The 13,706-nt window shown below is 72.9% G+C and carries 7 protein-coding genes and 1 pseudogene; 2 read left to right on the top strand and 6 right to left on the bottom strand.

Going from position 1 to position 13,706, the window contains the following annotated elements:
• Positions 1 to 96: pseudogene (locus ACFXHB_RS08405) on the bottom strand (electron transfer flavoprotein subunit beta); the annotation flags it as partial.
• 412 nt (positions 97 to 508) lie between these two features.
• On the opposite strand from ACFXHB_RS08405, the gene ACFXHB_RS08400 reads away from it, so the two are divergent.
• On the top strand, positions 509 to 1,753 hold the full coding sequence (locus ACFXHB_RS08400; RefSeq protein WP_380573042.1) for a hypothetical protein: 1,245 nt from the start codon (positions 509 to 511) through the stop codon (positions 1,751 to 1,753).
• A gap of 558 nt (positions 1,754 to 2,311) precedes the next feature.
• Here ACFXHB_RS08400 and ACFXHB_RS08395 read toward each other — a convergent pair.
• Positions 2,312 to 4,489, bottom strand: a complete 2,178-nt coding sequence (locus tag ACFXHB_RS08395; RefSeq protein WP_380573041.1) for an ATP-binding protein — start codon at positions 4,487 to 4,489, stop codon at positions 2,312 to 2,314.
• A 399-nt stretch (positions 4,490 to 4,888) separates the two neighbouring features.
• Between ACFXHB_RS08395 and ACFXHB_RS08390 the strand changes: the two genes are divergently transcribed.
• Positions 4,889 to 7,939 carry a BTAD domain-containing putative transcriptional regulator gene (locus tag ACFXHB_RS08390; protein ID WP_380573040.1) on the top strand — a complete coding sequence of 1,017 codons (3,051 nt, stop codon included), beginning with the start codon at positions 4,889 to 4,891 and terminating at the stop codon, positions 7,937 to 7,939.
• A gap of 457 nt (positions 7,940 to 8,396) precedes the next feature.
• Here the strand turns inward: ACFXHB_RS08390 and ACFXHB_RS08385 are convergent, their stop codons facing one another.
• From ACFXHB_RS08385 to aspT, 4 genes are read right to left on the bottom strand one after another with little or no spacing between them, the layout of a single operon-like run.
• Complete coding sequence (locus tag ACFXHB_RS08385) at positions 8,397 to 9,194, bottom strand: family 1 encapsulin nanocompartment shell protein (RefSeq protein WP_380573039.1); 798 nt, start codon at positions 9,192 to 9,194, stop codon at positions 8,397 to 8,399.
• Positions 9,191 to 10,276 (bottom strand): Dyp-type peroxidase, encoded by a 1,086-nt coding sequence (locus tag ACFXHB_RS08380; RefSeq protein WP_380573038.1) that lies wholly within the window; start codon positions 10,274 to 10,276, stop codon positions 9,191 to 9,193. Before ACFXHB_RS08380 ends, ACFXHB_RS08385 begins: the two co-directional genes overlap by 4 nt.
• Before the next feature lie 13 nt (positions 10,277 to 10,289).
• Positions 10,290 to 11,945 carry a bifunctional aspartate transaminase/aspartate 4-decarboxylase gene (locus tag ACFXHB_RS08375; RefSeq protein WP_380573037.1) on the bottom strand — a complete coding sequence of 552 codons (1,656 nt, stop codon included), beginning with the start codon at positions 11,943 to 11,945 and terminating at the stop codon, positions 10,290 to 10,292.
• Between the two features lie 33 nt (positions 11,946 to 11,978).
• Positions 11,979 to 13,676 (bottom strand): aspartate-alanine antiporter, encoded by a 1,698-nt coding sequence (aspT, locus tag ACFXHB_RS08370; RefSeq protein ID WP_380573036.1) that lies wholly within the window; start codon positions 13,674 to 13,676, stop codon positions 11,979 to 11,981.
• Positions 13,677 to 13,706: the final 30 nt, after the last annotated feature.

The raw sequence follows: 13,706 nt of genomic DNA, 5'->3' as shown, positions 1-13,706 counted from the left end.
CACACCCTCCCGGTCGGTGGTGTGGTCGTCCGCGAACCGACGGTCACCCGTCGCGTCCGGCACGTACTTCACACAGACAACGATCCTCAAGCTCATGAGCGGTTCTCCTGATACGGGTGCACTGGTCCATGGCCTCAGGTCATGCCCAGGGTACTGAGTGCCAAGTCCGGCCCGGCCACGCCCCGCGCGGAGCGGCGCCACCTGGACCGGCATGCCGTGTCGGCTCTCTTCGACTGGCGTCAGAGGCTCGCTCCAGAGAATACGGCACTCAGTACCCCGCGTAAAGGAACTCAGTACCCTTCGGTCGCCGCCGACCGCTCCCGGGCCGCCTCCGGACCCGGCTCCGGCCTCCGCGGCCGGACCTCGCACCGGCTCCGGCCGCGGGCCCGGCAAGGTTTCCGCAAGCATCGGCCAGGACACGTCATGGAATCCACCAGACCTCGCGGGCAGACCCCCGGCGGGTCACCGATCCGGGGGCCCGGGACCGGGATCAAGGAGGGGGACCGACATGACCTTGGTGCACGGGAAACAGGAGACCACACCCGACGGCCGGCGGCCGTGGGCGACGCTGGCGGACTGCAAGGAGGTGCTGGTGGTCGTGCACACCGCGGTGTACGGCCAGCGGCTCCACGACATCTACACCCTGCTCGGCGCCGACCTTCGGGTGAACGTGCGGTTCACCGTGGCGCCGCACGCGTTCAACGGGGGCGCCCAGGCACACCTCCGGCTGCTCGGCGCCGCCGTGCTGCCGTGGGCGGAGGCCGTCCGGCGCGAGTTCGACCTGGTGCTGGCCGCGGGTTCGCAGGGCCTGGACCAGGTGCGCGGCCCGCTGGTCCGGCTGCCGCACGGCGCCGGGCACATGAAGCTCTCCCGGACGGCCGGCGCCGACGGCGAACGCTCCGTCAGCGGGCTCGGGGCGGAGTACGTGACCTGGAACGGCCGGCTGGTGCCGGAGGCCTACGCGCTGGCGCACCGGGACGACCTGGCCGAACTGGGCCGGGGCTGCCCGGAGGCGCTGCCGATCGCCGAGGTGGTCGGCGACGCCTGCTACGACCGGATCGCCGCCGCGCTGCCGCACCGCGACCACTACCGCGCCGCGCTCGGACTGCGGCCCGGCGAGCGGCTGGTCCTGGTCTGCTCCACCTGGGGGTCGGGGTCGCTGTTCACCCGGCTGGACGCCGTCCTGCCCCGGCTCGCGGCGGAGCTGCCCCGGCACGGCTACCGGACCGCCCTGCTGGTCCACCCGAACGTGGTCGCCGCGCACGGGCACTGGCAGGTCCGGTCCTGGGCGACGGCCACCGCGCGGGGGGCGGTGACGGTGATCCCGCCGGAGGCGGACTGGCGGCCGCTGCTGGTCGCCGCCGACTTCATCATCGGCGACCACGGCTCGGTCACCCTCTACGGCTCGATGACCGGTGCGCCGATCCTGCTCGCCGAGTACCCGCACCGCGACGTCAACCCGCGCTCACCGGGCGCGCTGCTCGCCCGCACCGCGCCCGCGCTCGCCCCCGGCCACCCGCTGACCGGCCAGCTCGCCTACGCCGCCGAGCAGTACCGGCCCGAGGAGTACCGCGCCATCGCCGACCGGATCACCTCCGAGCCGGGCCGGTTCGACCACAACATGCGGCGGCTGCTCTACCGGACCCTCGGCCTGGGCCAGCCCGCGCACGCGCCGGAGCCACCCGCGCTCCCCCGGCCCGCACCGCTGGACGGCCCGCTGGCGCCGCTCCCGCTCACCTGCGCGCGGGCGTGACCGTGGCCGCACTGCACACGGTGCGACTCGCCCCGGCCGACGGCCCCGCGCCGTCGGCCGGGCCGCCCGCCACCCTGTACGAAGCCCGGATCCACTCCCCCGCCGGCGTCTGCCACGGCCTGCTGGCCAGTTGCCTGCCACCGGGCACGGGCGACGGGCGGGCACGCCCGGCCTTCGTCGACGAGCACCTGGCGCTCGATCTGACCGGTCCGGACGCCGCCCGGTGGCGCCACCACGCGGACGTCCTCCACCTCGGCGCCCTCGCCCCGGACGACCCGCACGGCCCGCTCGACCGGCTCGCCGAGGTGCTGCGGGCCCACCCGGGCTGCGCGGTGGCCACCGCCGAGTGCGGCGCCGGGGCGGTGCTGGTCCTCGGCCGGACCGGGGGGCGGCTCGCCATGCGGCTGCGGGAGGGCACCGGCAGCCCGCGCTCCTCCTGGCAGCGGCTCGCCGTCGGCTCGCTCGCGCACGCCTGGCTGGCGGCGGGGCGTGCGCTGGCCGAGATCACCACGATGGCCGCCTCGGCGTACTACTCCTACGAGGTGCTCGACGGCGTCCTCAGCCGTCCGCAGCGCCTGCCGGACCGTCTGCCGGCGCACTCGCCGGGCCGTTGGCCGGACGGTCCGGCGGGACTCCTGCCGGACCGCCCCGGCGCGCCGCGGCGTCCGGTGCCGGCCCGCCGCCCGGTCGGGGGGTGAGGCCGGAGCCACCCTCCGGCGCCCCGACGCGGCCCGCCACCCGGGCCGCGTCGGGTGCGCCGAGCTCCTGGTAGAGGGCCAGCGAGGCCCGCAACCGCTCCGCCGCCTCGTCGGCCCGGCCGGCTGCCCGGGCCAGCTCGCCCAGGAGCTCCAGCACCCGCGCCTCCCAGCGCCGGGCCCGGCCGGAACGGAACTCCGCGAGCGCCAGCGTGTAACAGCGCTCGGCGCTGCCGTACGCGCCGAGCGCGGTGTGCGCCTGCCCGAGGAAGGCCAGCGCGCGGGCCGCCTCGTACGGAGCCCGGAGCTCGGTCAGCTCCCGGTGCGCCGCGGTGATGACCTCGACGGCCCGCGCCGCACGGCCGGACGCGAGCAGCACGTCACCGAGCGCCAGCCGGGCGAGCGCGGCGCCGCGCGGATAGCCCTCCGCCTCCCGCAGTCCGACCGCCTCGTGCAGGCAGTCGGCGGCCTCGGCCAGCCGGCCCGCCGTTCGATGGGTCTGGCTCAGCCCGTAGAGCGCGTCCGCCTGCCCGAGCCGGTCCGCCGCCGCCCGGGCCGCCACCAGCGCCTCGGCGAACCACTCGGCCGCCTCCGCGTCCTCGCCCGCGTTGCGCAGACCGTTCCCGCCGGAGGTCAGCATCCGCAGCTCCCCGTCGCGGTGACCGGCCGTCCTGGCGGCCGCCAGGCCGAGCCGGTGCGCCTCGACCCAGAGCCGGGCCGGGCGCAGCCGCAGGAACAGCGGCCACATGGCATCGGCCAGCTGCCAGACCAGCGCCGGCCGGTCGGTCGCCGCGGCCCAGCGCAGCGCGGCGGCCAGCCGGGCCGTCTCGTCGTCCAGCCAGCCGAGCGCCTCGGCCTCGTCACCGAACTCCCGGGCCCCGGCCACCGGTCCGCTCCCGTAGTCGCGCCGCAGCGTGCGGTGGGTCGGGGTCACCAGGGCCTCGGCGGCGGTGGCGGAGGCGAGGTACCAGTCGAGCACCCGGCCCGCGGCGGCCAGGCCCTCCGGCGCCAGGCGGACCGTTTCCGCACAGGCCCGCGCGTGCAGCTTCACCAGGTCGTGGAACCGGAAACCGCCGTTCACCTCCTCCAGCAGGTGGACGTCGATCAGCCCGTCCAGCAACCGGTCCGCCTCGGCCGCGGACACTCCCCCCGCCACCCGGACCACGTCCGGGGTGAGGACCGGGAACGGCAGCAGGCCGAGCAACCGGTAGAGCCGGGCCGCGTCCGCCTCCAGCACCTCGAAGGACGCGTCCAGGACGTTGCGCACCGTCTCCCCCTCCACATCCAGGGCCGCCAGCCGGTCGGCCTCGTGCCCGAGCGCCTCGGCGGTGACGGCGAGCGCCTGCACCGGACGCGCCGCGATCCGGGCCGCGGCCAGACAGACCGCCAGCGGCAGGCCCGCGCAACGCTCCACCACCTCGGCGGCGGCGGCCCGTTCGCGGGCCACCCGCTCCTCGCCCACCCGCTGGGAGAGCAGCCGCGCGGAGGCCTCGTCCGGCAACAGACCCAACGGCCGGAACACCGCGCCGTCTATCCCCAGCCCGGTCAGCCGGCGCCGGCTGGTCACCACCACCAGGGCGTGCTCCGACCCCGGCAGCAGCGGCCGGACCTGCGCGGACGTCGAGGCGTTGTCGAGCAGCACCGCGATCCGGCGCTCCGCCGCCAGCGACCGCCAGAGCGCCGCCCCCTCCGCCAGGTCGCCCGGCACCGGTGCGATCCCGAAGGCCCGGAGGAAGGCCCCCAACGCCTCGGCCGGATCGGCCGGTCCGCCGGGGGCGTGCCCGCGGAGGTCGGCGTACAGCTGGCCGTCCGGGAACTGCCCCGCCAGGCCGCGCAGCCACTGGGCGGCCAACGCCGTCTTCCCCACCCCGGCCGGGCCGGTCACCACCAGGGTGACGTCCGCTGCCTCCGGGGCGTCGCCCAACGACCGGTCCAGCGCGGCGAGATCGTCCTCGCGGCCGACCAGGCGGCGTGGCACCGGCGGCAGTTGGCGCGGCACCGGGAGTGCGACGGTCGCGGCGGCGGGTGCGTACAGGTGCACTCCGCCGTGAATCGCTCCCGCCTGCACCACCGAACCGTCCACCCGCCCACCGGTCACCGAGTTCAGCCGACCCGGCGGCGCCCCGCCGCCGGTCCGTCCCGTCCGTGGCTCCACTGGCTCCCCCTACCCGCAGGCCGACGCGTCCGCATGACCGGGCCGCAACAGGCGTGATCGATCGATGTGATCAATTACCGTGCGGCCAGTAGCACATGATTGACAGTCATATCGAGAATATGCCGGAACGACCACTTGCAGAAGAAGGCGGGTGGTATGGCAGCGGCCCCCGAAATCGTGCGATGCTCACCTGCGACACAGCAAGCTGGTAGCCAACCGGCGGGGGGCGTCACCGTGGAGTTCCATCTCCTGGGATCAGTTGAACTATCGGTAAACGGAAGGCTGTTGTCGATCCGCTCGGACAAGCGGCGACGGCTCCTCGCGGCTCTGGCACTGGACGTCGGCCGTCCGCTCTCCCATCAGTCACTGGCCTACCGCCTCTGGGACGAGGAACCGCCACCCAGCGCCGTGGCCAGCATCTACAGCCATATTTCACACATTCGGAGCACGCTGCGGATGGCCGTCGAGGCCGAAGGGCTGCGCGGCCCCCACGAGATCCCCTCGGTCGACAGCCAATCGCACACGTACACTCTGCGAACGGACCCGCAGCAGATCGACTGGCACCGCTACCTGGAACTCTCCCGCCAGGCCCGACTCCTCGCCGACAACGGCGAGGACCACCAGGCCCGCACCGTCCTCAGCCGCGCCGAGGAGCTGTGGCGCGGCGAGCCCCTCGCCGGTGTCCCCGGCAGCTGGGCGCACAGCACCCGCACCACGATGGCCGACCAGCGCCTCGCCACCACCCTGCTGCGCGTCGAGATCGAACTCCGGCTCGGCCGCTTCACCGACCTCATCCCCGAACTCACCGCCCTGCGCGAGGAGCGCCCCACCGACGAACGCCTCGCCGCCCATCTGATGGCCGCCCTCCACGGCGCCGGACGGCAGGCCGAGGCCCTCGCCGTGTACCCGGCCGTGGTCCGCCTGCTGCGGGCCGAACTCGGCACCGCCCCGGGGCCCGCCCTGGCGCGCGTGCACGAGCGGATCCTGACCGGCACACCCTCGGCGGAGCCCCCGGCCCGCGGCGGGGAGGGGCGGGCGCGGGCCGACGCCCGGCCGGCGGCACGGTCCGGCTCGCACGGCCGACAGCGCATGATCGGCCGCGAGGAGGAGCTGCGGCGACTCCTCAGCGGACCGGACGCCGACCTGGCGAACGGCGGTGTGATGACGGTCTCCGCGATCCTGGGGATGGCGGGCATCGGCAAGACCACCCTCGCGTTGCACGCCGCGCACCTCATGCGGGAGCGGTTCCCGGACGGCTACGTCCACCTGAACCTCCGCGCCCACGCGGGCACCCAACGCCCCCTGACGGCGGATGCCTTGGCCGCCACCCTGCTCCGACGACTCGGAGTGCCGGCGATATCCATCCCGCTGGACTCGGAGGAACTCGCCGCCCTCTGCGGCGAAGCGCTCTCCACGCGGCGCGCGGTCGTCGTCCTCGACGACGCGTCCAGCGCCGCCCAGATCCGCGCCCTCCTGCCCGCGGCCCCCTCCTCCCTGGTGATCGTCACCAGTCGGCACCGGCTGGGCCAACTGCCCGGCGCCCGGCCGATCTTCCTCGACATCCTGCCGGTCGACGACGCGGTGGCACTCTTCACCGAAGTAGTGGGCCCCGAACGGGCCGACAACCGCAGTCGCATCGTCGAGATCGTGGACCGCTGCGGCCTGCTGCCGCTCGCCGTGGAGCTCGCCGCCAGCCGGTTCAAGGCACGCCCGTCCTGGACCCTGGACCACCTCGCCCAGCGGCTCTCCCGCAAGACCGGCCGCCTCTCCGAGATCCGCAGCGGCTCGGACAGCATCGCCCGCGCGTTCGAGGTTTCGTACCAGTCGCTGCCGGCCGAGCAGCAGTCCGCATTCCGAATCCTCGGCCTCTATCCGGGACCGGATATCGGACTGCACACGGCGGCGGCGCTGATCGGGCGGACGGTCGACGAAACCGACCACATTCTCGAAGGCCTTCTGGACTGCCATCTGCTGCGCGAGAACGTTCCCGAGCGATACGAACTCCACGATCTACTAAGGGAGTTCGCCGTCGTACTGGCACGCCAGGAGGGCGCCGGGGAAGAGGCGCCGGCGATCAGGCGCCTGCTCGGATTCGCCCTGAGCGCGACGGACCGGGCGGACCGGCTGCTCTACCCCCGCAGGTCACGGCTGCCCCTGCCGTTACTGGATCACATCCCGTACCCGGACGGACTGCCGGACGATCTTGCGCTGAACTCAGCCGAGAATGCCCGGAATTGGCTGGAGGACGAACACCCCGGACTGGTCTCGCTGGTGACTCACGCGCGGCAGGCCGGTCTCTCCGAAGCGGCCGCCTGGCTCTCGCACGTCCTCGCCGGTCATCTGGACGCCGAGGCCTACTGGAGCGAGGCCCACGACATGCATCAGGCAGCCGTCACGCACTGGCGTTCGACAGCGAACGACCGCTGCGAGACCAGGGCGCTGATCGACCTGGGCGCGACGCTCGCCAACGCCTCGCGCTACCCCGCCGCCGTCGGGGCCCTGGAGCGCGGACTCGCCCTGGCCCGCGCCGGGGAGGACCGGGACGCCGCCGCGGAGGCACTGAGCATCCTCAGCGGACTGCTGTGGCACCGGAGCTCGCTGCGCGAGGCACTGGCCCTCCAGAAGGAGGCACTGCAGATCCGAAGAGACTCCGGGGATCTCTGGAACACCGCCCGACACCTCGCGAACATCGGCATCATCCAGAATTCCCTGGGAAACCAGGAGAAGGCCTTCAGCGCCTACCGGAGCGCCCTTCCGCTCGCCCGGAAACTCCGCAACAGAACCCTTGAATTGCGCATTCTCAACAATCTCGGAGACCTTCACCTCGGACTCCAGGAGTACGCATCGGCACGCCTTTCCTTCGAACAGGTGCTGGACAGCGGTGACGGCTTCATGTCGCAATTCGACCTCGCCGTGGTCCGGGTCAATCTGGCGACATCGCTCCCCGTTCCGGAGGAACTCGACCGGGCTCTGACCCTTTACCGTTCGGCTCTGACCACCTTCCGATCGGCGGGCAGCATCCGGCACGAGGCGGTCGCCCTCAACGGGCTGGGCGTCGCCCTCTTCGCCGCCGGCCGCCACGCCGACGCCCGCGACCAGCACGCCATAGCGCTTGAACTGGCCCGATCCGTCGGCACCACCCGGGAGGCCGCCGCCGCCCTGCGCGGCCTCGGCGACTGCGAGAACGCGCTCGGTTCGACCGGGAACGCCGTCGCGCACCTGACCGAGGCGATCGCGCTGGCCGAACAGGCGGAGGCCACCGACGAGGCGGCCCTGGCGCGCCGGGCGCTGGCACGGCTGCGAATTCAAACAGGTGGCGACAGCATTGCCGGGTAAGCGCCCGAACAGATAAGCGAAGCCGCCTTGTCCAGGACCGGTCAGCGAAGCCGCGGAAGCGGACCTCCGTTGGCGTACTAGCACCGCCGGGTCCTCACCACAAGCAAAGTTGGCGCTCACGGCATTCGACTGCTAGTACTAGTGCGCAGAGGAATTCCTCCCATACCAACGCGCACGAAAGAACGGTACGTCGTGTCCGAGAACAGCAGCTTCCGCACCCGTCCGGCAGCCCCCAGCACTCGCCCGTTCGCATCCAACCGATCCGGCGAGTCCTCGTTCGTCTGGGAGATCGCGATCTGGTGCCTGACGCTCGCGTAGGACGCAGTTCGGGGCCCGGCCGGGACCGGCCGGGCCCCGACCCCAGAGTTCCGGGGCAGCACCACGCGACGACCGGCCCGTGACCGCTCCTGGCCGACCGGCAGACCGACAGGCCGGGCCGACAGCCGAGTCGGCCGTGCTACCCGACCAGGGCGACGGCGGCCTCGGCGGTGTACAGGCGGAAGGTCAGCGACTCCTGCAGATAGAGGTCGACCGAGTCGGCGTCGTGGGAGCGGTAGCCGACCGAGATGTCCTGGCCGAGGACGAGTTCGAAGTCGCCTCCGCGGGCCGACAGCAGGAAGGCGCCCTCGATGGCGGGGGCCCAGATGATCTCGCCGTCGAGCAGACGGGCGATGTGCGCCGCCACGGGGTAGCCGTGATCGCTGGTCTCGCTGACCGCGGTGAAGGCGTCGGCGCCGAGCAGGAGGGCGTAGGGCCCGCCGACACCGGCGAGGCGCAGCGCGGTGAGCGCCCGGCTGACCGCGTTCGGGTACTCGCGGACGTCCGCCGGGAGGTGGATCGCGGGGTTGCTCGCACCGGCCCGGATTCCCTCGATGGCGGCGGCCCGGTACCCCTCGAAGACGGCGCGGTCCTCGGCGAGGGCGATGGTGCGGGCGGCGTCCTTGACCGGCTGCCAGTCGGAGTCGCGGGAGCCGCGTTCGACGTCGTCGACGGCGGCGCGGCTGACGGTGAAGGGCACCCGGAGCTCGACGACGGGCTGGGAGTCACGGGCGTGCGCGAGCACACCGTCGGCGGGCGGGGTGATGCCGGTCAGGTGGCCGGTGCCGACGGCGGCGAGGGTGGTGCCCTCGGGGCCGCTGAGGTCCACCACCCGGCGGCCCGCGATGTGCAGGGTGAAGGTCTGCCGGGCCTCCTCCTCGATCTCCTCCCAGGCCGCGGTGGAGATGGGGGCCAGGTCGCGGTGCAGATTGCTCATGACGAAGGGGTCCCTTTCAGGCTGCCGATACCGAGCGAGCCGTCGGTGGAGGCGGTGGCGGTGGCGGTGCCGGTGCCGGTCGTGGCACTGGTGGCGGTGACGGAGGCGCCGGCGGGGCCGGCTCCGGGCGCGGCCGGCGGATCGTCGAGGAACGCGGCGGTCGGGACGAAGAAGAGCGACCCGGTCACCGCGGTGGAGAAGTCGAGCAACCGGTCGTGGCCGGCCGGCGGGCGCCCGACGAACATGTTGCGCAGCATCTCCTCGGTCACCTCGGGGGTGCGCGAGTAGCCGATGAAGTAGGTCCCGAACTCGCCGTCCCCGTCGAAGGATCCGAACGCCATGTTGTAGCGCATGATCTGCCGCTCCTCGCCGTCCGGGCCGGTGACGCTGGTGAGGGCGACGTGCGAGTCGGCGGGCTTGGCCGCGTCGTCCAGCTCGATGTCGGTGAGCTTGGTCCGGCCGACGGCCCGTTCCTGCTGCTCGACCGGCAGGGCGTTCCAGGCGGCGAGGTCGTGCAGGTACTTCTGGACGAGGACGTAGCTGCCGCCGGCGAACGGCGCGTCCTCCCGGCCGATCTCCACGGCGGCCGCGGCCGCCCGGCCCTCGGGGTTCTCGGTGCCATCGACGAAGCCGAGCAGGTCGCGGTCGTCGAAGTAGCGGAAGCCGTGGACGGCGTCGACGACGGCGGCGGCGCCCGCGAGCCGCCGGGTGAGCTGCCCGGCCAGTTCGAAGCAGAGGTCGAGCCGGGCGGCACGCAGGTGGAGCAGCAGGTCACCGGGGGTCGCCGGGGCCCGGTGGCGGGGGCCCGCCACCTCCTGGAAGGGGTGCAGCCCGGCGGGCCGGGGGCCGGCGAAGAGCCGGTCCCAGAGGTCGGAGCCGATGCCGGTGACGCAGGTCAGTCCGGCGTCGGGGGCGCGGAAGCCGACGGAGCGCCGCAGGCCGGCGAGGTCGGGCAGCAGGTCACGGACGGCCGGTTCGCCGCCGGGGTCGACGGTGAGCACCAGGAACACCGCGGCGTCGGTCAGCGGGCCGAGGACGGCCTGCGGTTCCCCGGCGGGGGTGGTCCCGCTGTCGGGCGGCATGACGGACTCCACCTCAGGCCTCCCGGGTGCTTTCCCACTCGCTCCGGTAGTCGGCGAAGATCTGCTTCAGGTGGTGGCCGATCTTCAGGTAGTCGAGGTCGTCCAGGTTGGCCAGCGAGACCCGCACCGACCACTGCGGGCCGTCGAAGCCGCCTCCGTTGAGCAGGACGACGCCGGTCTGCTCGGCGAGGCGGAACAGCGGTTCGGTGGGCTCGTAGTTCTTCTCCAGGAAGGCCGCGAAGTCCTTGCCCGCGATGCGTTCGGCCTCGGCCAGCAGGTCCAGCTCGATGTAGTAGCCGGCCCGCTGCGGATCGTCGGCGATCCTCATGCCCGAGCCCTCCAGCAGCAGGTCGAGCCGCTGCCGGACGACGGCCCGCACCTTCGCCTTGTAGGCCTGGCCCTCGGGCAGCAGGGCGAACAGCGAGAACAGCGTCATCTGCGCCTGTTGCGGCAGGCTCAGGCCGGCGGTGTGGTTGAGGGCGACCTGCCGGGAGTCGGCGACCAGCCGGTCGATGAAGCGGATCTTCCCGGGCTCCAGGCTGAGGGTGCCGTACCGGCGGGCGAGGCGTTCCCGCTCGGCGTCCGGCAGGGCGGCGATCAGCTCGTCGATCACGTTGTCGCGGTCCAGGCCGATCACGCCGAGGCGGTGGCCGGTGGCACCGTAGTGCTTGGAGTAGGAGTAGACCAGCAGGGTGTTGCGGGGCAGCTCGGCGGCGAGGGTGCGGAAGCCCTCCACGAAGGTGCCGTAGACGTCGTCGGTGACGACGATCAGGTTCGGGTTGCTGGTCGCGACGATCTGCTTGATCTGGTCGGTGACCCGGCGGGACAGCGCCAGCGAGGGCGGGTTGCTGGGGTTGACCAGGCAGACCAGCCGGACCGCCGGGTCCGCCAGCTTGGCGATCTGCTCGGGCGGGTAGCGCCACTGCCGCACGCCGGTCTCGGCCAGTTGGTCGGCCTGGACCTCGACCACCTCGAAGTCGTAGGTGTCCAGCGCGGGGATCTCGATGTACGGGGTGAAGACCGGCACCATCAGGGCGATCTTGTCCCCCTTGCGCAGGACGCCGTTCTTGAGCAGCGAGTCGAAGATGTAGCACATCGCCGCCGTTCCGCCCTCGGTGGCGAAGAGTTCGGGCTGGTCCGGCGCGGCCGGCCGGCCGGCCGCCAGCTCCGCGTGCAGGTAGCCGCGGACGATCCGCTCGGCGTGCACCAGCATCCGGTCGGGCACCGGGTAGTTGTCACCGATCGACGCGTCGGCCAGCTCGTGGACGAACGCCTCACGGTCGAACCCGAAGCGGTCGACGGCGAGTTCGACGCTGCGGCGGAGCAGGTCGATGCCGGGCAGCGCGGGGTTGGCGCGGACGAAGGCGTCGAAGCGCCCGGCGATGCCGTCCTTCTCGGGCATCCCGCCGAGGTTGTCGGCGGTCCAGACCCGGCGGCTCTCGGTCAGCGCGTAGTGGCCGAGCGCCAGGAAGGCCTCGCGCGGTCCGGTGGCGATCCAGTTCGGGTTGCCGCGGCCGGCGTTGAGCATGTGGGCGGTGGACTTCTCCTTCTGTCCGGGCTGGTCCCGCTGGTACTCCTCGGCGAGCCGGACGAACTCGGCCTTCAGCTCGAAGGGGCTGAGCCGGGCCAGTCGGCGGATCTCCTCGCGACCGGTGGTGGGCTTGGTCATGTCGTTTCAACTCTCCTGGGAATCGGGGGCGGTTCAGCCGAGCAGGGCGACGATCACGGCGCCCCAGATGGTCAGCAGGACGTTTCCGGCGGCGTACGGGATCGTGTAGCCGAGGGTGGGGATCTGGCTGCGGGCCGACTCGTTGATCGCGCCGATCGCGGCGGTGGTGGTCTGGGCTCCCGCGACGACGCCCATCAGGATCGGGGTGCGCATCCCGAACACCAGCCGGCCGACGGCCAGGCCGGCGATCAGGGGCAGCACGGTGGCCACCGCGCCCCACACCAGCAGCCCCCAACCGGCCTGCGCGAGACCGCTGGTGAACCCCGGCCCGGCGTTGATGCCGACGATGGCGACGAACGCGCAGAGCCCGAAGGTGTCCATGAACCACTGGGCGCCCGGCGGCACGTTCCCGTACGTCGGGTACTTGCCGCGGATCCAGCCGAAGACCAGGCCCATGATCAGCGCGCCGCCGGAGGTGGAGAGGCTGATCGGCACACCGCCGGCGGTCAGCGCCGGGATGCCGATGCAGCCGCCGAGGAAGATGCCCAGGCCGACCCAGGTCATGTCGGTGGCGAAGCTGGTCGGCACCGGCTTGCCGAGGGCCCGGCAGGCCGGGTCGACGAGCCGTTTGGGCCCGGTGAGGATCAGGGTGTCGCCGCGCTCCAGCTTGGTGGAGAGCCGGTAGGGGAACTCCGCTCCCGACCGGTACACCTTGTCGATGAAGACCCCGACCATGAACGGCTCGCGGCGCACCTCGGCGATGCTCTTCCCGAGCTGGGCCTTCTCCGAGACCACCACGTGCAGGTGCTCGGTCCGGTAACCGAGCAGCCCGGCGTCGTCGGACTCCGGCCCGATGTGGGTGACCGGGTCGAAGTCCACCAGGTCGTGCCGCAGGGCGCTGACGGCGAGCACGTCGCCGCGCTGGACGACGGTCTGCTGGGAGTGCTCCAGGATCTCCCCGGCGCGCCGGACCCGGGTGACGTAGATCCGCCGGCCGAGCTGCCGCTGCTGCGCCTCGATGTCGTCGATGGTCCGGCCGACGAAGCCGTTGACCGCGGTGAAGGCGCGCAGCACGACCTCGTAGTAGCCCTCGGCGAGGTCCGGGTCGGTCTCGGGGGCGTCGAGTTCGACCGCGAGCAGGCGGCTCTCCTCGGCGAGGTCGCTGCGCAGCAGCCGGGGGGCGATGTTGGCGAGCAGGATCGCGCAGAGGATGGTGCCGAGCGGGTAGGTGACGGCGTACGCGACCGGGACGAGGTTCTGCTGCTCCTGGATCTGGTCCGCGCTGAGCCCCTGGATCTGGCCGATGGCGTCCTGGGCGACACCGATCACGGCCGACTGGGTGAGCGCCCCGCCCAGCAGCCCCGCGCCCAGTCCGGGGCCGTACCCGAGCATCTCGGCGAAGCCCCAGCAGACCCCGAGGCCGACCAGGCAGACCACCACCGCGACGGCGACCTGCGGCAGGCCGTCCCGTTTGAGGCCGCGGAAGAACTGCGGTCCGACCTTGTAGCCCAGGGCGAACAGGAACATGATGAAGAACACCGACTTCACCGTGCCGTTGATCGGCACGTCGGTGGCCCAGCCGGTGACGAGGCCGGCGACCAGGCAGCCGGTCACGGCGCCGAGGCCGATGGCCTTGTAGTGCAGCTTCCCGATCAGGAAGCCGATCGCGATGGTCAGGAAGATCAGTAGTTCCGGATACGGCTTGAAGACGTGGTCGGTGATCCAGCCCACGGGCCCGTTCCCTCCTGGCTGCGCGCCGCG

The organism is Kitasatospora sp. NPDC059327, assembly GCF_042752535.1.
GTDB lineage: Bacteria > Actinomycetota > Actinomycetes > Streptomycetales > Streptomycetaceae > Kitasatospora.
Note: the sequence above shows the minus strand (reverse complement) of the source record. Positions and strands in the feature narration are given on the sequence as shown.